16 protein-coding genes and 1 pseudogene are annotated in these 20,289 nt (G+C 67.3%); 9 read left to right on the plus strand and 8 right to left on the minus strand.

Annotated features, from left to right (window positions below; all coding sequences use genetic code 11):
* Positions 1 to 55: 55 nt before the first annotated feature.
* A complete protein-coding gene (locus tag ACZK2V_RS13175; protein WP_486322464.1) occupies positions 56 to 2,734 on the plus strand; it encodes a TonB-dependent receptor in 2,679 nt (892 codons plus the stop codon).
* Between the two features lie 43 nt (positions 2,735 to 2,777).
* Here ACZK2V_RS13175 and betT read toward each other — a convergent pair.
* Together betT and ACZK2V_RS13185 are read right to left on the minus strand one after the other, a co-directional pair.
* Positions 2,778 to 4,755 (minus strand): annotated as a pseudogene (gene betT, locus ACZK2V_RS13180) (choline BCCT transporter BetT).
* A 194-nt stretch (positions 4,756 to 4,949) separates the two neighbouring features.
* Positions 4,950 to 5,330 carry a VOC family protein gene (locus tag ACZK2V_RS13185; protein ID WP_049423060.1) on the minus strand — a complete coding sequence of 127 codons (381 nt, stop codon included), beginning with the start codon at positions 5,328 to 5,330 and terminating at the stop codon, positions 4,950 to 4,952.
* Between the two features lie 152 nt (positions 5,331 to 5,482).
* On the opposite strand from ACZK2V_RS13185, the gene ACZK2V_RS13190 reads away from it, so the two are divergent.
* The 3 genes from ACZK2V_RS13190 (at position 5,483) to ACZK2V_RS13200 (ending at position 9,903) form a co-directional block, all read left to right on the plus strand.
* Entirely contained in the window at positions 5,483 to 6,001 is a 519-nt protein-coding gene (locus ACZK2V_RS13190; RefSeq protein WP_486322465.1) for a sigma-70 family RNA polymerase sigma factor, read from the plus strand.
* Positions 5,998 to 6,942, plus strand: a complete 945-nt coding sequence (locus ACZK2V_RS13195; protein ID WP_486322466.1) for a FecR family protein — start codon at positions 5,998 to 6,000, stop codon at positions 6,940 to 6,942. The genes ACZK2V_RS13190 and ACZK2V_RS13195 overlap by 4 nt, the downstream gene beginning before the upstream one ends.
* A gap of 117 nt (positions 6,943 to 7,059) precedes the next feature.
* Positions 7,060 to 9,903, plus strand: a complete 2,844-nt coding sequence (locus ACZK2V_RS13200) for a TonB-dependent receptor (RefSeq protein WP_486322467.1) — start codon at positions 7,060 to 7,062, stop codon at positions 9,901 to 9,903.
* 159 nt (positions 9,904 to 10,062) lie between these two features.
* Here ACZK2V_RS13200 and ACZK2V_RS13205 read toward each other — a convergent pair whose 3' ends face one another.
* Positions 10,063 to 10,386 (minus strand): DMT family transporter, encoded by a 324-nt coding sequence (locus tag ACZK2V_RS13205; protein WP_049423063.1) that lies wholly within the window; start codon positions 10,384 to 10,386, stop codon positions 10,063 to 10,065.
* Positions 10,386 to 10,739 (minus strand): SMR family transporter, encoded by a 354-nt coding sequence (locus tag ACZK2V_RS13210; protein WP_010485170.1) that lies wholly within the window; start codon positions 10,737 to 10,739, stop codon positions 10,386 to 10,388. The genes ACZK2V_RS13205 and ACZK2V_RS13210 overlap by 1 nt, the downstream gene beginning before the upstream one ends.
* Before the next feature lie 160 nt (positions 10,740 to 10,899).
* On the opposite strand from ACZK2V_RS13210, the gene ACZK2V_RS13215 reads away from it, so the two are divergent.
* Positions 10,900 to 11,751, plus strand: coding sequence for a LysR family transcriptional regulator (locus tag ACZK2V_RS13215; protein WP_423174908.1), 852 nt, complete (start codon positions 10,900 to 10,902; stop codon positions 11,749 to 11,751).
* Positions 11,752 to 11,852: 101 nt separating this feature from the next.
* Here the strand turns inward: ACZK2V_RS13215 and ACZK2V_RS13220 are convergent, their stop codons facing one another.
* Positions 11,853 to 12,773, minus strand: a complete 921-nt coding sequence (locus ACZK2V_RS13220; RefSeq protein ID WP_486322468.1) for a M14 family metallopeptidase — start codon at positions 12,771 to 12,773, stop codon at positions 11,853 to 11,855.
* A 131-nt stretch (positions 12,774 to 12,904) separates the two neighbouring features.
* Between ACZK2V_RS13220 and ACZK2V_RS13225 the strand changes: the two genes are divergently transcribed.
* The 3 genes from ACZK2V_RS13225 (at position 12,905) to ACZK2V_RS13235 (ending at position 17,638) form a co-directional block, all read left to right on the plus strand.
* Positions 12,905 to 14,986 (plus strand): TonB-dependent receptor family protein, encoded by a 2,082-nt coding sequence (locus tag ACZK2V_RS13225; RefSeq protein WP_486322469.1) that lies wholly within the window; start codon positions 12,905 to 12,907, stop codon positions 14,984 to 14,986.
* Between the two features lie 62 nt (positions 14,987 to 15,048).
* A complete protein-coding gene (locus ACZK2V_RS13230; protein ID WP_049423108.1) occupies positions 15,049 to 16,821 on the plus strand; it encodes a chloride channel protein in 1,773 nt (590 codons plus the stop codon).
* Between the two features lie 100 nt (positions 16,822 to 16,921).
* Entirely contained in the window at positions 16,922 to 17,638 is a 717-nt protein-coding gene (locus ACZK2V_RS13235) for an MgtC/SapB family protein (RefSeq protein WP_049423067.1), read from the plus strand.
* A gap of 15 nt (positions 17,639 to 17,653) precedes the next feature.
* Here ACZK2V_RS13235 and ACZK2V_RS13240 read toward each other — a convergent pair whose 3' ends face one another.
* Positions 17,654 to 18,061 carry a MerR family transcriptional regulator gene (locus ACZK2V_RS13240; protein WP_049423068.1) on the minus strand — a complete coding sequence of 136 codons (408 nt, stop codon included), beginning with the start codon at positions 18,059 to 18,061 and terminating at the stop codon, positions 17,654 to 17,656.
* A 63-nt stretch (positions 18,062 to 18,124) separates the two neighbouring features.
* Here ACZK2V_RS13240 and ACZK2V_RS13245 point away from each other — a divergent pair, with 63 nt between their 5' ends.
* The gene (locus ACZK2V_RS13245) at positions 18,125 to 18,952 is read left to right on the plus strand and encodes a class I SAM-dependent methyltransferase (protein WP_049423069.1); all 828 of its coding nucleotides are present in this window, start codon (positions 18,125 to 18,127) and stop codon (positions 18,950 to 18,952) included.
* A gap of 85 nt (positions 18,953 to 19,037) precedes the next feature.
* Here ACZK2V_RS13245 and ACZK2V_RS13250 read toward each other — a convergent pair whose 3' ends face one another.
* Both ACZK2V_RS13250 and ACZK2V_RS13255 read right to left on the minus strand, forming a co-directional pair.
* Positions 19,038 to 19,328 carry a DUF6959 family protein gene (locus ACZK2V_RS13250; protein WP_019659952.1) on the minus strand — a complete coding sequence of 97 codons (291 nt, stop codon included), beginning with the start codon at positions 19,326 to 19,328 and terminating at the stop codon, positions 19,038 to 19,040.
* 121 nt (positions 19,329 to 19,449) lie between these two features.
* Positions 19,450 to 20,286: an OmpA family protein gene (locus ACZK2V_RS13255; protein WP_012511335.1), complete on the minus strand. Its 837-nt coding sequence runs from the start codon at positions 20,284 to 20,286 to the stop codon at positions 19,450 to 19,452.
* Between the last annotated feature and the right edge of the window lie 3 nt (positions 20,287 to 20,289).

The raw sequence follows: 20,289 nt of genomic DNA on the forward strand, positions 1-20,289 counted from the left end.
CTTCGTTAAGAACCTGTGATGTATAACTGAATGCGCTTTCGTCATTGGAAGGCGCATGTACCTGCGTGCGGTACTGACGGCTCCTCCCCAGTTCGGCGTTGTCGCTTCCATGTACCGCACCACCCTGAACCTGCTTGCCGGCGCGATCGCGCTGGGCCTCACCGCCGGCGCTGCCGGCGCCGCTGAAACTGCCGATTCCGGCAAGGACAGCACCACCCTCGGCACCGTGCTGGTGACCGGCTCCAACATCAAGCGCAGCGATACCGCCGGGCCCAACCCGGTGCAGATCGTCAGCCGCGAACAGATCGAACAGACCGGCCGCTCCACCCTCACCGACGTGCTGCGCAACCTGTCGGCCAATGCCGGCAACAGTTTCGACGAACAGTACACCGGCAGCTTCGCCGCCGGCTCGGCCTCGATCGGCCTGCGCGGCCTGTCGCCGAAGAACACGCTGGTGCTGGTCAACGGCTATCGGGTGTCCAACTTCGGCTTCGCACTCAATACCCAGGACACCTTCGTCGACCTCAACGCACTGCCGATCAGTGCGGTCGAGCGCATCGAAGTGCTGAAGGATGGCGCCTCGGCGGTGTACGGCTCCGACGCCATCGCTGGCGTCATCAACATCATCCTGCGCAGGAACTTCCAGGGCGTGGAAGTCGGCGGCGGCTTCGGTACCGCCACCCAGGGCGGCCTGAACGAACGCAAGGCCAACCTGCTGGCCGGCTTCGGTGATCTGGAACAGCAGGGCTGGAACGTGCTGTTCGGGTTGGACCTGCTCAAGCGCGACCGCCTCGATGGCGATGACCGTTCCTATACCCGCAGCGGCGATTTCCGCGACAAGCCGGGCGGTCGCCTGGCCGGGTGGTCCACTGCCGGTGGCAACTGGCTGAGGAACCCGCGTGCGCCGCAACCGTTCGCCAACTGCCCCGACGGCAGCCAGCTGCGCCCGTACAGCGACTTCGGCAGCACCCTGCCCGGCCAGGCCTGCGCCTTCAATGCGCAGCCGTTCAAGACCCTGCAGCCCGGCGCCGAGCGCCTGCAGGCGTCGCTGAGTGCGACCTACCGCTTCAATGACAGCGTCGAGGCCTTCACCGATGTGCTGTACAGCCACAACAAAGCCGACCAGATCTTCAGCGCGCCACTGACCGTCGGGCCGGGCCTGCGTGCCTACAACCCGGCCACCGGCACCCTGATCGATGTGCCGGCGGTGCTGCCGGTCGGCCACCCGAACAACCCGGGCAGCACGCCGCTGCCGTTCGAGTACACCTTCTTCGATCTCGGCCCGCGCCTGAAGGACAACACCCAGGTGTTCTACCGTGCGCTGGCCGGCGTGCGTGGCAGTGGCGAGCGCTGGGACTGGGAAGTGGCAGCGCTGACCTCGCAGAGTGCACAGCGCGAGTACGTCGACAACTTCGTCAACCGCTACGCCTTCGAGCAGATCCTGCGCGATGGCAGCTACGACTTCCTCAACCCGTCCAGCACGCCGGGGGCGCTGGATGCACTGCGCCTGCAGACCAAACGCCCCGGCTGGTACAAGCTGCACTCGTTGAACGTAAAGGCGTCGACCACGCTGTGGGAGCTGCCGGCCGGTGCGGTCGGCTTCGCCTGGGGCGCCGAGTTCCGCAAGGAATCACTGGACGCGCGTACCAGCGCGCAGGTGCTGTCGGGCACCGAGCTGCGCCCGGCCATCAATGTGGTCAACGGCGAGCGCCAGGTCAGTGCCGCCTACGCCGAACTGAGCGTGCCGCTGCACCGCACGCTGGAACTGCAGCTGGCCGGTCGCGGCGACCGCTACGACGACTTCGGCAAGGCGTTCTCGCCGAAGGTGGCATTGCGCTGGCAGCCGCTGGACAGCCTGCTGCTGCGCGGCTCGTTCTCGCGTGGCTTCCGTGCGCCGTCGCTGCCGGAGATCGCGCCGGGCCAGACCGTCAGCTACGGCTCGGTGATCGATCCGTTCGACCCACTGCAACCGGGTGGCAGCCGCGGCGTGACCAACATCCGCACCGGCAACCCGGACCTGAAGGCCGAGCGTTCGCGTAACTTCAACGTGGGTGCGGTGTGGTCGCCGGATGGCGATACCAGCATCGGCCTGGACTGGTACCGCATCGAACAGGACAACCTGGTCAAGCCGGACAGTGCGCAGTTCATCGTCGACAACCCGACCCTGTTCCCGGGCCGCGTACAACGCGAGAACGGACGCATCCAATTCATCACCAACCAGTACGCCAACCAGGGCGAACTGACCACCTCGGGGCTGGACCTGGACGCCAGCCGTACCTTCCGCACCGACGGTTGGGGCAACTTCACCGTCGCCGGCAGCTGGACCCACCTGCTCAGCTTCAAGCAGCCGCTGGTGGCCGGCCAGGCGCCCTATGACGGGGCCGGCAACAACCGCCACGGCGCACTGCCGCGTACGCGCGGCACCACGTCGTTGAACTGGGCGGTGGGCGACTGGAGCAGCACGCTGAGCCTGCAGTACGTGAGTGGCTACGACCAGCGTGTGGCGACGGTCACCAGCAACCCGGGGCTGCGTGACCGCATCAAGCCGTATCACCAGCTGGATCTTTACGTCGCCTACGAAGGTATTCCCAACACCACGCTGTCGCTGTCGGTGCTGAACCTGACCGACAAGGACCCGCCGTTCGACCCGGCCGGTGGCTCCAACGGTTTCGACATCAGCCAGTACAACCTGCGCGGGCAGTTCGTCTCGCTGGGGGCGCGCTACCGGTTCTGATGGGGCAAAGGGGTGTGCGGACCAACGGTCCGCACCCACCGAATCAGCGGCTCAGGTGCAGGAACTGCAGGTGCCGTTCGTACTGGCTGATGATGTCGTTGATGATCTGCTTGCGGCTGTAGCCGACCAGGTCGTAGTCCTGGCTGCCTTCGAACAGGTGCACTTCAGCGCGGTAGTAGCGCTGGTTGCGCAGCTGCTGCGCGGCGAACGACGGCGTCAGGTAGCCACTCAGGATCACCCGGTACAGGAAGTCCTGCTGCTCGCCGTGATTCACCGTCAATTCCATGTCGCCGGCCTCGAACCGCGTGGCCACATCCCAGCCCTGCCCGCGCAGCTGCTCGGCCACCGCCTCCATCGCTGGCTTCACGGTGTCGTCCATGAAGCGGTAGACCTGGTCGCGCACCGGGAAGTGCATGGCCTGGCTCAGGCGCTGGCGCCAGCCCTGGTGGTGGCGGTCGTCACCGATCAGCGGCGAGGGACGGTACTGCAGCGCGCTTGCGGTGCGATTCGTCACTGAAGGCGCGGGTCAGGCCCCACATCATCAGCAACAACACCGCCGAGAACGGCAGCGACGCCAGCACCACCGCCGATTTCAGCGCATCGATGCTGCCGGCCAGCAGCAACCCGGCGGTCAGCACCGCGATCACCGTGCCCCAGAACACGCGCAGCCAACGCGGACCATCATCCTCCGGCGCCCCGCCATGCGAGGACAACGTGGACAGCACCACCGCGCCGGAGTCAGCCGATGTCACGAAGAAAATGAAACTGACGAACACCGTCACCGCGATCACCGCCTTGCTCCACGGATACCCATCCAGCAGGGCATACAGCACGGTGGGTGGATCATCTACCGCCAGTTGCGCCAGTTGCTGCTGGCCATGGTGCAGCACCTGGTCCAGCGCGCTGTTGCCGAAGATCGACAGCCACGCCAGGGTGAAGCCGAGCGGGATCAGCAGCACGCCGAACACGAACTCGCGGATGGTGCGGCCACGCGAGATGCGCGCGATGAACAGGCCGACGAACGGCGCCCAGCCGATCCACCAGGCCCAGTAGAACACCGTCCAGCCGCCCAGCCATTCCGGTCGGCCGCCATAGGCGTACACGTCGAAACTCTTGCCGACCACGCTGCCGAGGTAGTCGCCCAGGTTCTGCATCAGCGTGCTGAGCAGATACTGGGTGGGGCCGGCGCACAGCATGAACAGCACCAGCGCGATCGCCAGCAGCATGTTGATGTTGGCCATCCAGCGCACGCCCTTCTCCACCCCGGAGACGGCCACGGCCACCGCCGCGCCCATCATGCTGACCACCAGGATGATCTGCACCAGGTTGGAGTGCGGGATGTTGAACAGATGCGACAAGCCGGCGTTGAGGTGCAGCACGCCGAAGCCCATGTCGGCGCCGATGCCGAACACGGTGGCGACAATGCCCAGCGCGTCCACGGTGTAGCCAATCGGCCCATTGATGCGCTTGCCGATCAGCGGGTACAGCGCGGAGCGCAGGGCCAGTGGCAGGTTGTGGCGATAGGCGAAGTAGGCCATCGCCATCGCCGCCAGCGCGAACACCCCCCAGCCATGCAGGCCCCAGTGCAGGAACAGCAGCTGCATGGCCTGGCGCGCCCCGGCCTCGCCCGCAGCCGGGTCGCCCTGCGGCGGCTGCAGGTAATGGGTCAGCGGTTCGGAGACGCAGAAGAAGAACAGCGTAATGCTGATGCCTGCCGCGAACAGCATGCCGGCCCAGGAGAGATAGCTGAACTCCGGCTCGTCATGGTCGGCACCAAGCTTGATGCCACCGTACTTGGACAGCGCCACGCCGACCACGAACACCAGGTACAGGGTCATCGCCAGCAGGTAGTACCAGCCGACATTGAGGGCGGCCCAGTCCTGCGCCTTGACCAGAAGGCGGCCCGCACCGAGCGGGAACAGGCTGACGAACAGCGCGAACGCCACGACAACGATCGCCGCGAAGGCGAACACAGGCCGAAGGGTGCGCACCGGGGATTGTTGCGGCTCCAATGCTTCCATGGGGGCGGCGTTCTCCGGTAGATCAAAGGGTTAGCCGACCGATTCTGGCTGAACCGCAGTGGACAGAGCATGAAGTTGCGGCCTGCGGTCACAGGCCCGGCCCACCATTCCGTGTTATCACGCGCGCCGAAGCGTGCCTGCGAGCGCAGCCGCGCGCGGACCGCGTGCATCGCGGCCACGCGCGTACTGTCCAATCACGACATCACATGCACCGCGCACAGCTTGTTGCCATCCGGATCGCGAAGGTAGGCGAGGAACAGCTGCCGCCCGGCCATGTTGCGGATGCCGGCCGGGTCTTCGATGGCGGTGCCACCGTGGCTTACGCCTGCGTCCTGCCAGCCACGCACGGCATCGGCACTGTCCAGGGTGAAGCCGATGGTGCCGCCATTGGCATGGCAGGCCGGCTCACCATCGATCGGTGCGGTGACGATGAACATGCGGCCGTCCTTGAAATACACCAGGCGCCCCTTGTCATCGAAGACACCGGGACGGGCGCCCAATGCGGTGAACAGGGCATCGTAGAAGCGATGCGCGGCGTCCATGTCGTTGGTTCCAACGGTGATGTGGCTGAACATGCGGGCACTCCCTGCGGAAAGACCGCAGTGTCGGCGAGCCCGGCGGTCATCGCAAACGCCGTGGCCGTTGCCCCCCCCCCCCTGCGCAGGGTTTGTCGTACACCTCCCGATCACACTATAATGGGAATCATTCTCATTAATGATCGATGCCGATGGCCGTGCCCGCCGCCTCCAGCACCGCGCTGGTGGGGTTCTACCGCGAACACCATGGCTGGCTGCTGGGCTGGCTGCGCCGCCGCACCCACAACGCCGACTGCGCCGCCGACCTGACCCAGGACACCTTCGTGCGCCTGCTCAGCCGTCGTGTCGATCCGTCCGAACTGCGCCTGCCGCGTGCTTACCTCAGCACTATCGCGCACGCCCTGCTGGTCAACCACTGGCAGCGCGCGGATCTGGAGCGCGCCTACCTGACGGCCTTGGCCGCCCAACCGGAGCCGGTGCATCCATCGGCGGAAGAACGCACGCAGGCACTGCAACTGCTGCACGCCATCGCCGACATGCTGGCCGGCCTGGCCGAACGCCCGCGGCGTGCGTTCCTGCTGGCACGACTGTCCGGCCTGGGCTATGCGGAAATCGGCCAACAGCTGGGCGTGTCCGAGCGCATGGTCAAGAAGTACATGGCGCAGGCGATGCTGCATTGCCTGCGCCTGTCCGGCGACGCGGCGGCATGAGTGCCGCATTGGCCAGCCCGGCACTGGAGCAGGCGGCAGAGTGGTTCGCGCTGCGCGAGCAGGGCTGGAGTGATGACGAACAGTACCGCTGGCGCACATGGCTGCAGGCTGATGCCGGCCACGCCGATGCGTGGCGTCGGGTCGAGTCGGTCTGGCAGTCCTTTGCGCCCCTGTCGGCGCCGGCCGCCGCCACCGCGCTGGATGCCGCAGGCCGTCGTCGCCGGCAGGCTCTGCGCAGCCTCGGTGGTGCACTTGGCATCGGCGCGGTTTCACTGCTGGGCCTGCATGGCCTGAAGGCGCAACGCGGCCTGCAGACGCAGCGCACCGTTGCCGGGCGCACCGGGCACTGGAGGCTGATTGATGGCAGCCAGTTGTGGCTCAACGCGGACAGCGAAGTCACCATCGACATCGGCAGCGGCCGCCGCGCCCTGCATCTGCTGCGTGGCGAGCTGCTGCTGCAGACCGGCCATCACCCTGCGTTCGCCGGCCAGCCGTTGACCGTGCATGTGCCGGGCGCACGCCTGCAGCCGATCGGCACCCGCTTCGCGGTCGGTCGTGAGGCGCAAGGCAGCCGCCTGGATGTGTTCGAGGGCGTGGTGCGCTGCCTGCCGATGTTCGGTGCGGCGCTGGATGTGGCTGCCGGAGGCGCGGTGCGGATCGGCCCGATGGGCGGGCTCACAACGGTCGCTGCCGATCCTCTGCGCGGTGACTGGCAGGACGGACGCCTGCAGGTACAGGACACGCCTTTGGTCCGCGTCATCGATGAGCTGGCCCGCCACCATCAGGGCTATCTGGGTTGTGATCCGGCGCTCGCCGCATTGAAGGTCACGGCAGTACTGCCACGCCTGGACAGCACCCAGGCGCTGCATCTGCTGGCCCGCGCCCTGCCGATCCGTGTCGAGCAGCGCTGGCCGTGGTGGACCGTCGTGCGTCCGCTTTGAAATCGCGGTTCCCTTTCTGCGCGCTCACCGGGCACTACAAGGGAACCCATTGCGGATGTTGCCGCCCCCATGAAACTGTCCTGCCCCTCCCCTCGCCCCCTGGCCATCGCCTTGTGCATGGCCCTGGCGACCCCCTGCCTGCTGCCTGCCTCGGCCCATGCACAGGAGACCGCCGCTGCGGTCCGCTGGCAGATTGCGCCCGGCCCGCTCGACCAGGCCCTGACCGCGTTCGGCCAGCAGTCGGGCCTGTCGATCGCTGCCGATGCGCGCCTGACCCGCGGCCGCCACAGCAGCGGCGTGCAGGCCACGCTCGGTACTGACGCCGCATTGGCGCAGCTGCTGGCCGGCACCGGCCTGGCCTTCCAGCGTGATGCCAGCGGTGTGGTGCTGCAGGCGGCACCTACCGCTGAAGCCGGGGTACGCCAGATCGGCACCCTGCGCGTGGCTGGCCAGGCCGGCGAAGGCGCTTCACCGTGGGGGCTTGCCGATGCCGATGCGGTCTACCGTGACAGCGGCTCGCGCGTGCACCTGGACCATCAGCAACTGGAACGCTTCCGCGGCCAGTCGATCGGCGACGTGCTGGCCGGTGCGGTGGGCGTGCACACCGCTGACGTTCGCAACGGCGGTGCGCTGGACGTCAACATCCGCGGCCTGCAGGGCCAGAACCGGGTGCCGGTGATCATCGACGGCGGCCAGCAGGCCATCGACGTGTACCGCGGCTATGCCGGCGTGCAGCAGCGCAGCTATCTCGATCCCGATCTGATCAGTGCGGTCAGCATTGAAAAGGGACCGAGCCTGGCCGCCAACGCCGCCAGCGCGATCGGCGGCGTGGTCTACATGGAAACGTTGAACGTCGATGACATCCTCGACGATGGCCAGACCTGGGGCCTGCGCATGCGCGGCGGCGTGGCCGACAACAGCATCGACCGCACCCGCACCTTCAAGCAGATCGCGCGCGGCAGCGACAACCGCAACAGCCTGCGCGACCCGCGCGACTGGAATGGCAGCGTGGCCTTCGCCCAGCGTGGCGAAGACTGGCAGCTGGTCGCGGCCTATGCGCGGCGCCGCCAGGGCAACTTCTTCGCCGGCAGCAACGGTGCGCATCGCTACGACAACCAGCACCTGTCCAGCGGCGGTACCGGCATGTCCAGCCAGGCGGTGTCCAAGCTCTTCCGTCCGGGCGATGAAGTGCTCAACACGCATACCGACAACGAATCCGCACTGCTTAAATTCACCTGGACGCCCAGTCCGGACCAGCGGTTGGAGCTGAGCCATCGCTACTTCAACTCCAGCTTCGGTGAGATCATGCCGTCGGCGATCGGACGCGTGGGCGAGTCCAACGAATGGGTGACCTACGTGGACAAGGCCAACACCATGTTCCAGTTCGAGCCGGGAAAAATGCGGGTCAACGCCACCTCGCTGCGCCATCGCTACCGGCCCGAGGCGCATCCGTGGCTGGATCTGAGCAGCACGCTGTGGTTCACCACCGCCACCAGCCGCATGTTCAACAGCAACATCGCCAACACGCCGCTGTTCAAGGACGTGCCCAACGACCAGATGCCCGACACGCTGGGCGAGACCTATGGCCCGGGACTGCAGTCGGACGTGAAGACCCAGCGCTGGGGCGTGGACAGCAGCAACACCACGCGCTTCAGCAATGATCTGGGCGACTGGACGCTGCGCTATGGCGCCTCCTTCCAGCACGAGGACACCGCGCCCAACTCACCGGTGCTGCCGGTGGATTTCAACAACAACCGCTACCTGCGCTCGGGCACGCGCCGCGAGGCCAGCGTCGTCGCCTCGCTGCAATGGCAGCCGTGGGACTGGCTGTCGCTGACCGCGGGCGGCCGCTTCACCGACTACCGCACCCGCGACCGCAACCGCGTGGCCTTCGTCAGTGAATCGCGCGACCTGCGCTACACCTTCGCGCGCCTGAGCAAGGGCGGCCAGCTGCTGCCCGGCTGGTACAAGGAGTGGTACCCGGATGCCCAGGGCAATTACACCTATGACTCGCTGCGCGCCACGCCCTATGGCGACAGCACGCTGGGCCAGGCCTACGATTTCGACGGCTTCATTCCTGATCCGCGCGGCGCCAACGGTTTCTATACCAAGCAGATTCCCACCGCCTGGGGCTACAAGCCGGCGATCCGGCGCTCCGGCCACGGCTTCGCGCCGTATGCAGAGGCGCGCTTCAACCTCGACGAGGACATGTTCTTCTACGTGAAGTACGCACAGGGCTGGAAGATGCCCAGCCTGTTCGAGTCGACGCTGGGCAACAGCACCTCGGCGCCGGTGGCCGACCTGAAGCCGGAGAAGAACCGTTCCTGGGACATCGGCTTCAGCCTGCTCAAGCAGGACGTGTGGCGCGACGGTGACCGCCTGGCGTTCAAGGTGGCCTGGTTCAAGAACGATATCGACAACGCGATCACCCGTCGCTTCGATTCCAGCAACTGGGCGTTCTATGTCGACAACGTCGACAATTACACCGTGTCCGGCTATGAGCTGCAGTCCGGCTATGACGCCGGCATCGCCTACCTGGACCTGTCGGCCAGCTACTACCAGCGCGCGGTACCTGCGATGCGGCCACCGCCAAGCGCCTGCGCGAAGACCCCTATGCGAAGTGGAGCAAGCTGGACACCACTCCGGACTGCGTGGACGGCGGCTTCGGCACCTCGTTCGTCAACGCGCAGAACCCACCGAAGTACTCGATTCACAGCACGCTGGGCTTCCGCCTGTTCGACAAGCGGCTGGATACCGGCATCCGCCGCACCTACAACAGCGGCCCCACCCACGAACTGGACAAGCCCTGGAACACCACCGGCTCGACCGGCCTGCAGAACATCTACCTGCCGACCGCGATCTATGACTTCTACGCACGCTGGCAGTTCACACCGCGCAGCGAAGTGGAGCTGGTGGTCAGCAACCTGCGCAACACCTACTACATGGACACGCTGGCGATGAGCCTGATGCCCGGCCCGGGCCGCACCACGCGGCTGAACTTCACCGCACGTTTCTGAGTGCTGCAGAAACCGCAACGCCCCGGGGAGATCATCCCCGGGGCGTTGGCTTGCGGCGGCTCACGCTCTGGTAGGTGCCAACCTTGGTTGGCACAGCGACGCGTTACTGCGCGGTACTGAGCAGCAGTACCGCGGTGGTGACCAGTGCGATACCGACCCAGCCGATCGGACGCAGGCGGTTGCCGAACAACAGGCGGCCGCAGGTAGCGGTACCGATCACGCCGATCGCACCCCACATCGCATAGGCGGTGGCCAGATCCATGTAACGCACGGCCTGGCCCAGCAGGGCAAAGGCGATCCAGACCATGACGATCGCAGCTACGCCCCAGCGCCAGCGGCGGAAGCCTTCCGACTTGGCCACCATCATGTTGGCGGCGACGTCGATCAGGGCCGAACAGATCACGAAAAACAACGCCAAGGTATTCATCAGTGCGCCTCCCCGAGGGTGACGCAGACGATGCCGACCACTGCCAGCACCAGGCCGGCCAGCTGCTGCAGCGACAGGCTTTCACCGAAGACGGTGAGGCCGACCACAGTGAGCAGGGTCAGGCCGAGGCCTTCCCAGACCGCATAGGCCACGCCCACGGCGATGCGGCGCACCGACTGCGCGAGGAAGAAGTAGGACAGCGCCAGCGCGCCGGCCATGATCAGATAGCCGGTCCAGCCGCCATCGCGAGCGGCATGGGCCATGAACGAGGTGCCGACCACTTCGGCGACGATCGCCACGGTCAGGCAGGCCCAGGCGACCAGCGCGCCACGGGCGGGAACAGTACGGGACATGTGAAGCTCCTTGCAGGGCGGGGACCACGCCGCCTCATCAATGGATCCACGCCGAGCGTGGAGGGTCCGGAACGCCCCGCAGACGGGGGCGACGGAAGCCAGTATCATCGCCTTTTACGGTGGTATCAAAATGGATTCCATCGACAGGAGCGATGGATCAGTGCCCTACTCCCCTGAATCCCTGCAGGCCTTCGTGGAAGCCGCGGCGCTGGGCTCGTTCTCGGCTGCGGCGCGACGCCTGCGCAAGACCCAGTCGACAGTCAGTACCGCCATTGCCCACCTGGAAACCGACCTGGGCGTGAGTCTGTTCGATCGCAGCGGGCGCTACCCGCAGCTGACCGAGGCCGGGCGACAGGTACTTGGCCACGCGCAGGAGATCCTGGCTGCCGATGCCCGCCTGCAGCAGTTGAGCGTACGCCTGGCCGCACCGGTCGAGCCGCGCTTGACCGTGGCATTCTCCGACGTCTACCAACTGGACCCGGAACAACGGGTGCTGCAACGCTTCGCCGAGGCGTTCCCGGAGATCGAGCTGGAATGGCTGGATGCCGAGGGCGAGGACGTGCTGGAACTGGTGAGCAACGGACGCGCCGCGCTGGGTCTGCTGCCACGGCAGGAGCACTATCCGGACGGACTGGTGGCACGTCCGCTGGCGCACCACAGCGAACTGTCGGTGTATGTGGCGCGCGAGCATCCGCTGGCCAGCGCTGGCCGTCGCGCCGCCGCACAGCTGGCGCGGCATAGACAGGTGCGCTTGAGCGCGGAAGTCGATCAATCGCGCGTGGTCACCGGCCTGGCCTGGACCGCCACCGATTACCTGATGGTGATGGAGATGGCCGAGGACGGCCTCGGCTGGGCCGAACTACCGCGCGCACTGGTACAGCGCTACGACCGCGGGCGGCTGGTGGAACTGGTACTGCCCGGCTGGCCAAGGCGCATCCACAGCGACCTGCTGTGGCGCCGCGACACGCCGCCAGGCCCAGCCGCACTATGGTGGGCCGACGCGTTGGGGTGAACCGAAAAAGGGGACGGAGGGGATTAAGTCGTTTGTGGCACAAACGACTTAATCCCCTCCGTCCCCTTTTTCAGTTGCCGGCCAGCGGCCGGCACTACCGATCAGCGGTGCGCCAGCGCGTAATCCAGCGCCGAGCAAACCGCCGCCACCTGTGCGTCGTTGCACTGCTGTGGGGTCGCACGCGGGCTGTCCGGGTAGACCTCGGTGGTGGTGGTGTACTTCGCCCCGGTAATGCCGGCGCACAGGCCCAGCTTCACCAGCGGGTACTCGATCACGCCATGCGCCACCACCGGCGAACCGATGATCTCGCCCTTGTCGTCGGCCGGCGCGATGTGGGTGACCTTTTCCACCGCGGCGATGACCGCCTGCTGGAAGGCCGGTTGTGGGTTCTCGCTGTCGTCCACCAGGTAGAACCCATCGGGAATCAGGCCCGGCTCGAACGGCTTGCCGTCACGCGCGGCCAGCGCCGGGCGGAACTCGCTCTCGTCGCTGTCCGTGGTTTCGTGCAGGTCGATGTGCAGCACGAACTGGTCCTTGATCGGTGTGATCAGCTCGATCAACGCGGTCGACTCACGGGCCGGGCCATCGGCGCGGAAGTTGCGGTTCGGGTCGATTGCATCGAAGTTCCAGCGGTTGATGCGCTCGAAGCCCCACGGGTTCACGCACGGCGCCACCAGCAGGTTGGCCCTGCCGGCATAGTCGGCCGCGTGCTTCTCGAGGAACTCCAGCGCGCCCATCACGCCGCTGGTCTCGTAGCCATGTACGCCACCGGTGACCAGCGCGGCCGGCAGCGCCGGGTTCCAGTCGCGGCTGCGCAGAGCGAACAGCGTGTAGGTCTCGCCGGCATAGTCGAGCTGGCCATAGGCCACCTTGTCGAAGCACGAGGCCAGCGCCTCGATGCGCGGCAGCACCTCCTCGTCATAGCGACGCAGGCGCTGCTGGCGGCCACGCCACGCCTCCCGTTCCGCCGCTCCCCACGGCTGGCCAGGGGTTCCGACGGGGTAGAAAGCGGCTTGGGACATGGCAGATCTCAGCGAGTCAGGAAGCAATCGCCCACTCTACCACCGGCCCATCGGCATGAACCGGCGGCGCATTCCAATGGCGAATGGAATCAGCAATAATTCTCATTTACCACCTTCCACGACCCGCGCCAATGCCCATCCACGCCCTGCAACCGGCCCGCCTGCCCCTGGCTGCCGCCCTCGCCCTGTGCCTGCTCCCGGCCACCAGTGCCTTCGCCCAGGACGGCGCCACCACGCTGGACAGCATCCAGGTCTCCGGCAGCTGGCTGGGCACCGGCCTGCATGACAGCGTCAAGAGCTTTGCCGGCGCACGCACGGTGGTCGACCGCCAGCGCATCGAGGCCAGCGGCGCGGCCAGCATCGGCGATGCCATGCGCCGCATCCCCGGCGTGCAGGTCACCGACAACTCCGGCACCGCCGGCAGTTCGGTCTCGCTGAACATCGGCGTGCGTGGCCTGACCGGGCGCTACTCGCCGCGCTCGACTGTACTGCTGGATGGTGTACCGCTGGCGGTGGCGCCGTATGGCCAGCCGCAGCTGTCGTTCGCGCCGACCAGCCTGTCCAACATCGAATCGATCGACGTGGTGCGCGGCGGCGGCGCGGTGCGCTATGGCCCGCAGAACGTGGGCGGCATCATCAACTTCAGCACCCGCGCCATTCCCACCGAGGTCGGCCTGCACGGCGAAGCGGGCGTGCGCTACACCGCCTACGACCATGGCGGCGGTGACAGCACCCAGTACAACGCCTTCCTCGGCGGCACCGGCGACAACGGCCTGGGCGCCGCCCTGCTGTACTCCGGCCAGGACGGCCGCGGCTGGCGCCAGGGCAGCGATGACCGTTTCAACGACCTCGCGCTGAAGTTCGCCTACGCCATCGACGAACAGCAGGAACTGCGCGCCAAGCTCTCCTACTACGATGTGCGCTCGCTGACGCCGGGCGGCCTGACCCGTGCCCAGTACGAGGCCGACCCGTTCCAGAACACCCGCCCCACCGATTTCTGGAAAGGCCACCGCACCGGCATCGACCTGGGCTACACCAACACGCTGTCGGCCAACAGCGAGTTCGAGGTGCTGGCCTATTACAACGAAAGCAGCCGCGCCAGCTCGCTGATCAACGCCGCCAACACCCAGCTGACCGTGCAGCCGCGTGACTACCGCGTGCTCGGCATCGAGCCGCGCTACACCCAGCGCCTGCACTGGGGCGCCAGCGTGCACGACATCACCGCCGGCTACCGCTTCCTGCGCGAACGTGGCAACGACCGCAGCTACACCGTCACCCGCCGCACCGGCGTGGCCAGCGCCACCAACCGCTTCGACAACGCCACCGACGCCCACGCGTTCTACATCGACGACCGCATTGCGATCGGCCAGTGGCGGATCACCCCGGGCGTGCGCATGGAATGGATCGACATGGACCGCCGCCAGGCCGGTGGCACGGCGACCTTCAGCAGCCGCAACGACAAGGCCCTGCCCTCGCTCAACATCGCCTACCTGCTGACCCCGCAGCTGACCGTGTTCGGCAACTACACCACCTCGTTCGGGCCGGTGCAGAACATCCAGCTGAATTCGCAGAGCGCCAGCAATCCGCTGAACCCAGAAGTTGCAAAGACCACCGAACTCGGTGCGCGCTGGCAGGACGGTGCACTGCGCGCGGAAGTGACCGTGTTCAAGATGCGCTTCAACAACCAGATCCTGCAGGTGCCGGGGATCACTCCGCCGACTTTCCAGAACATCGGCGCCACCGATCACAAGGGTGTGGAGAGCGCACTGGAATACCGCTTCGCCGAGGACAGCGCGCTGGCCGGGCTGGAGCTGTACGCCAACTACACCTGGACCAAGGCGATCCAGCAGTCCGGCGACAACCGTGGCCTGGACGTGCCCTTCTACTCGCGCGACACCGACAGCGTCGGCGCCCGCTACGCGCTGGGCGGCTGGACCTTCAATCTCTCCAGCACCCACCAGAGCGGCCAGTACGCCGACGCCGCCAACACCTGGGCCGAGAGCGCCGATGCGCGCGTGGGCCGCGTGCCCGGCGTGCGCCTGTGGAATGCCCAGGTGGCCTGGCAGGTGCCGGGACTGGGTGACAGCGAGATCGCGCTGGGCGTCAACAACCTGGCCGACAAGCGCTGGTATACCCGCAACGTCGATGGCAACGCCGGCCGCATGGTAGCCGCACCGCGAGCCTTCTACGTGCAGGGCCGCTACCGCTTCTAAGCCGGTAACCACCCGATGCAGTGACGGTGGCGATCACGGTGGCGGCGTATCATGCCGCCACCATGTCACTGCCTGTTTCGCCATCGCGCCTGCATGCGGCCTTCCAGGGCCTGCGCCTGCGGCTGCGCGGCAGTGACTTGTGGTTCATTGCGCTTGCCCTGCTGGTCGGCCTGATCGCCGGCTACCTGACCTTGCTGCAGTCCGGCATCGCACGCTGGCTGCAGGGCACCCTGTACGGGCTGGACGAAGGCATGCGCCTGAGCTCCCTGCCCTCGCTGACCTGGACCGCGCTGCTGGTGCTGCCGCTCGGTGGCCTGCTGGTCGGGCTGGTCAGCCTGGCTGCGACCCGGCTCAAGCGGCCCCTGCTCGATGCGGTGGAAGCCAACGCCCTGCATGGCGGCCGCATGTCGATGCGCGACAACCTGATCGTGCTGACCCAGACCCTGCTGTCCAACGGCTGTGGCGCCTCGGTCGGACTGGAAGCGTCGTACACGCAGATGGGCGCGGGCAGCGGCTCGCAGCTGGGCCGGGTGATGCGCCTGCGCCGCAACGATGTGCGCATCCTGGTCGGCGCCGGTGCCGCCGGTGCCATCGCCGCCGCCTTCGGTGCACCCTTGGCCGGTGCGTTCTACGCCTTCGAGATCGTCATCGGCGCCTATACCCCGGCCGCACTCGCCCCGGTCGCGGTCGCCGCGCTGGCCGGCGCGTTCGTGGCCGACCAGGCCGGCATCGAGGCCTACCTGCTGCCGGCGGCCTCGACGATTGATGTCCGCGCCGCCGACTACGCCATCTACGGTCTGCTCGGCTGCTGCTGCGCGATGGTCGGCATCGCGGTGATGCGGCTGATTGCCTCGATCGAGGGCACGGTCAAGCGCAGTCCGTTGCCGCTGTGGGGACGGCCGGTGGTGGGCGGCCTGCTGCTGATTCCGCTGGCCCTGGCCAGCCCACAGGTGCTGTCGTCCGGCCATGGCGCGCTGCACCTGGACCTGACCACGCATCTGCCACTGATCTGGATCGGCGGCCTGCTGACCCTGAAGTGCCTGGCCTCCGGCATCTCGCTGGGCTTCGGCTTCCGTGGCGGCCTGTTCTTCGCCTCGCTGTTCATGGGCACCCTGGTCGGCGCGTTGTTCGCCGGCCTGCTGGCGATGGCCACCGGCGTGCCGGTGATCGATGCCACCTCGGCCGCACTGGCCGGCATGGCCGCACTGGCCGCTGCGGTGGTCGGCGCACCGATGACCATGGCCATGCTGGTGCTGGAAGGCACCCACGACTTCCTGCTGACCAGCGTGGTGATGAGCGCGGTGCTGGTCTCCAGCACGCTGGTGCGGCAGTGGTTCGGCTACTCGTTCTCGACCTGGCGCATGCACCTGCGCGGCGAGACCATCAAGAGCGCCCGCGACGTCGGCTGGGTGCAGAACCTCAACGCCGGCCGGTTGATGCGCAAGGGCGTGGCCACCGCGCCGGCCGACCTCGACGCCGCCGCCTTCCGCCAGCGCTTCCCGCTGGGATCGGGCAGCCGGGTGATCCTGATCGACAGCGAAGGCCACTATGCCGGCATCGTGCAGATCCCGCGCGTCTACGGCGACGGCGTGAAGCCCGAGACCATGATCGGCGAACTGGCGGAAAACCGCGACGTGTCACTGCTGCCGAGCGCGGACGTGGTGACCGTGATGCAGCGCTTCGACCACACCCAGGCCGACGAACTGGCCGTGGTCGCCGCCGACGGCCAGGTGCTGGGCGTGGTCTCCGAAGCCTTCGTGCGCAAGCGCTACGCCGAGGAACTGGACAAGCGCCAGCGCGAACTGATGGGCGAGCGCGTCGAGGACACCGACTGACCCCGCAAAAAGGGGACGGAGGGGATTAAGTCGTTTCTGGCCCCTCGAAATCCACGCATGGCGTGGATCTACTGTCACCTCGACCGGGTAGACTCCGGCCATGCGCTTCATTGAAACCTTCCAGCCCGGCCCCTTCGCCGACACCGTGATCAGCCTGCTGGCCGCCTTCGTGCTGGGCACGCTGATCGGCGCCGAGCGCCAGTACCGGCAACGCACCGCCGGCCTGCGCACCAACGTGCTGGTCGCCGTCGGCGCCGCTGCCTTCGTCGACCTGGGCATGCGCATCGCCGGCAGCGCCGAGGCGGTGCGGGTGATCTCCTACGTGGTCTCCGGCGTCGGCTTCCTCGGCGCCGGCGTGATCATGAAGGAAGGCATGAACGTGCGCGGCCTCAACACCGCCGCCACCCTGTGGTGCTCGGCGGCGGTCGGCAGCTGTACCGGCGCGGACATGCTGGCCGAAGGCGTGCTGCTGACGGTCTTGATCATCGCCGGCAACACCCTGCTGCGGCCGCTGGTGAATGCGATCAACCGCATTCCGATCAACGAGACGGCCACCGAGGCCACCTACGAGGTGCGCCTGAGTGTGGATGCCGAAGCCGTGCCGCGCGTCCGCGAGCGCCTGGTCGATGCGCTGGAGGCCGCGCAGTATCCGGTCGGTGATGTGCAGGTGGTCGAGCATGCCGACGCGCCCACTGATGTGATCGCGGTGCTGGTCAGTACCGCCGTGAGTGCCGATGAGCTGGACGTGGTGCTGGCGCGGATGGAGCACGTGCCGGGCGTGCTGCATGCCACCTGGGAAGTCAGTACCCGCGATTGACGGGGCTGCGCGGGTTCACCCACCCGCCAGGCGCTGCTGGGCCCGCAGCAACTTACGGAACGAACCGCACTGGCGCGCATCCTGCGCTTCCGGGCAGGCCGCCGCGCGTTGTAGATGGCGGCGCACCCGCTGCAGCTGGGTGATCTGCTGCTGCAGCACATCGGCCTGTGCCAGCAGGGCTTCGCGATCCAGCGTAATGCATCCGCGCTGAGGCGGCAGCGACAACCCGATCTGCTGCAGCGACAACCCGGCCGACTGGCCAAGGCCGATCAACGCCAGGCGCTCCAGCACCTGCTCGTCGTACTGCCGGCGCAGGCCGCGACGGCCCAGCGACTGCAACAACCCGAGCTGCTCGTAGTAACGCAGGGTCGAGGCCGGCACGCCGCTGCGCTTGACCACCTCGCCGATATCCAGTTCACGCATGGGCTTGACCTCAAGTCGCCTTCAAGCATCAACCTATGGGCAACTTCCCGGCAGGACAAGGCCATGGCCAGTACATCCCCCGTTGATCAGAATGCGCTCTGGAATGGCCCTGGCGGCCAGATCTGGGTCGCCCAGCAGGCCATCCTCGACGGCCTGTTCCAGCCCATGGCCGACCTGCTGGTGGCCGAGCTTCCGCAAACCGTCACGCAACTGCTCGATATCGGCTGTGGCACCGGCGCGAGCCTGCTGGCATCAGCCGCCGCTCGCCCGGCGACACACAGCACCGGCCTGGACATCTCCGCGCCGATGCTGGCACTGGCCCGCCAGCGCGCCGAGGCGGCCGGACTGGACGCGGACTTCATCCTGGCCGATGCGCAGCAGCATCCGCTGCCCTCCGCGCACTTCGACTGGATCCAGTCGCGGCTGGGTGTGATGTTCTTCGAGGATACCGGCGCGGCCTTCGCCAACCTGCACCACGCCGCGCGACCGGGTGCCGGCCTGCGTTTCATCGCCTGGCGCAGCGCAGAGGAGAACCCATTCATGACGACGGCCGAGCGTGCCATTGGCGATGAACTCGATCTACCCCCACGCGCACCAGGAGCACCCGGCCAATTTGCCTTTGCCGATGGCCAGCGCGTGCAGCGTCTATTGCAGGCCGCCGGCTGGAAGGATGTGGAGTTGGTCGCGGTAGACCTGCCCTGCTCGATCGCCCGCGATGAACTGCCGACCTATGTCGGCCAGCTGGGCCCGTTGGGCTTGGCGCTGCGGAACCTGCCCGAAGACCGCGCCGACGCACTTCGAAACAAGGCGCTGGCCGCGTTCGCGCCCTTCATCGAAGGCGACCGTGTGCGCGTCGATGCCGCCTGTTGGCTGGTCCGCGCCCGCGCCTGATACAAAAAAGGGGACGGAGGGGATTAAGTCGTTTCCGGCACAGCCGGGGCAAGAACGACTTAATCCCCTCCGTCCCCTTTTTCTACTACAGCGCCTCGCCGGCGTCCGCCAGGCGCGATTCAATCAGCGCATACCACTGCTGCAGCACGTCGATCAGCATGTCCAGCTCGGCGTCGGTGCGCTGCGCGCGCCCACTGCGCAGGCAGGCCTGGGCTTCCTGCAGCTGGGCCAGGAAGCCGGCCACGGTATCGGCCTGCAGGATCAACCCCGGCAGGCGCCGCCCGGGAATGCGCACCACCGCATGATTGCCGAGCTGGCCGTACACACTCAGTGTGGTTTCCGTCTTCATGGAAAGAGGCAGGAATTGGGCGTTCATCGCGTGCACCATGGAAAACCTGAGCCGCCGGCAGGCGTGGACAACGGGGGAGACGTGGCCACGTCCTGCCGGCGGTCAGGGGGGACTCGGGATGCCGGGGACTCGCCCCGGCGCAGGATTCTCAGCGTGGCTGCGCCACACCCGCGATCTGCACGCGCCGGTTCGGCGCCAGGCAGGCGATCAGCTCGCGACGGTTGCGCTGCTCGCACTGCACGATCGGCTCGGCCGCGCCGCGTCCTTCGGCACTGATGCTGGCTGCAGGCACGCCGCCCTGCACAAGCGCGCTGCGCACGGCCTCGGCACGTCGCTGCGACAGGGCCTGGTTGTAGCTGGCACTGCCGATACGGTCGGTATACCCGGTCACCCGGATTGACTGCACCTGACTGGCCTCGCGCACCTGTGCCAGCACGCCCTGCACTGCTTGCTGCCCCTCGGCGCTGAGCACCGCGCTGTCGAAACCGAACAACGCGTCGGCGGACAGGCGCAGCGGCTGCTCCGGCAACGGCGCCGGTGCGGGCGGGGCCGGAGGCCGCGGCGGGTCCAGCACCGCCGCACATGATTCAGGCTTCCAGTAGCCGCCCTGGGCGATGCCCTTGCTGTCGAAGCGGACCTGGAACTGGCAGGTGAAGTATTCGGCCCCCTGTGCGGTGCGGAAGTTGAACAGGTAGTTCCACTCGCGCACGCCCCACATGCCTTCATTGAAATGCGGCGTGCCCAGCAGCGTGTACAGCTGGCGCTTGCTCATGCCCGGCGCGAAACGGCGCAGGTCGGCGACGTCGGGATAGATGCCTTCCTTCAACGAGGCCTTCGAGGCCTCCGGGAACTGCACGGCGGTGGTTTCGGCAGGACCCTCGGCGGCCGGCGCATGGCTGCGGCAGGCGGCCAGCAGGCCCATTCCCAGGACCAGGCCCAGCACTGCGGCCATCTGGCCGGTGCGGGCGATGCGATGCTGTTTCATGTC

It is taken from the genome of Stenotrophomonas sp. 93052_Sma (genome assembly GCF_056481145.1).

Excerpts from the sequence above, each read along its gene's own strand:
- ACZK2V_RS13175 (WP_486322464.1), top strand. The coding sequence starts at position 56 with ATGTACCTGCGTGCGGTACTGACGGCTCCTCCCCAGTTCGGCGTTGTC.
- ACZK2V_RS13185 (WP_049423060.1), bottom strand. The coding sequence starts at position 5,330 with ATGTTCAGCCACATCACCGTTGGAACCAACGACATGGACGCCGCGCAT.
- ACZK2V_RS13190 (WP_486322465.1), top strand. The coding sequence starts at position 5,483 with ATGGCCGTGCCCGCCGCCTCCAGCACCGCGCTGGTGGGGTTCTACCGC.
- ACZK2V_RS13195 (WP_486322466.1), top strand. The coding sequence starts at position 5,998 with ATGAGTGCCGCATTGGCCAGCCCGGCACTGGAGCAGGCGGCAGAGTGG.
- ACZK2V_RS13200 (WP_486322467.1), top strand. The coding sequence starts at position 7,060 with ATGGCCCTGGCGACCCCCTGCCTGCTGCCTGCCTCGGCCCATGCACAG.
- ACZK2V_RS13205 (WP_049423063.1), bottom strand. The coding sequence starts at position 10,386 with ATGAATACCTTGGCGTTGTTTTTCGTGATCTGTTCGGCCCTGATCGAC.
- ACZK2V_RS13210 (WP_010485170.1), bottom strand. The coding sequence starts at position 10,739 with ATGTCCCGTACTGTTCCCGCCCGTGGCGCGCTGGTCGCCTGGGCCTGC.
- ACZK2V_RS13220 (WP_486322468.1), bottom strand. The coding sequence starts at position 12,773 with ATGTCCCAAGCCGCTTTCTACCCCGTCGGAACCCCTGGCCAGCCGTGG.
- ACZK2V_RS13225 (WP_486322469.1), top strand. The coding sequence starts at position 12,905 with ATGCCCATCCACGCCCTGCAACCGGCCCGCCTGCCCCTGGCTGCCGCC.
- ACZK2V_RS13230 (WP_049423108.1), top strand. The coding sequence starts at position 15,049 with ATGTCACTGCCTGTTTCGCCATCGCGCCTGCATGCGGCCTTCCAGGGC.
- ACZK2V_RS13235 (WP_049423067.1), top strand. The coding sequence starts at position 16,922 with ATGCGCTTCATTGAAACCTTCCAGCCCGGCCCCTTCGCCGACACCGTG.
- ACZK2V_RS13240 (WP_049423068.1), bottom strand. The coding sequence starts at position 18,061 with ATGCGTGAACTGGATATCGGCGAGGTGGTCAAGCGCAGCGGCGTGCCG.
- ACZK2V_RS13245 (WP_049423069.1), top strand. The coding sequence starts at position 18,125 with ATGGCCAGTACATCCCCCGTTGATCAGAATGCGCTCTGGAATGGCCCT.
- ACZK2V_RS13250 (WP_019659952.1), bottom strand. The coding sequence starts at position 19,328 with ATGAACGCCCAATTCCTGCCTCTTTCCATGAAGACGGAAACCACACTG.
- ACZK2V_RS13255 (WP_012511335.1), bottom strand. The coding sequence starts at position 20,286 with ATGAAACAGCATCGCATCGCCCGCACCGGCCAGATGGCCGCAGTGCTG.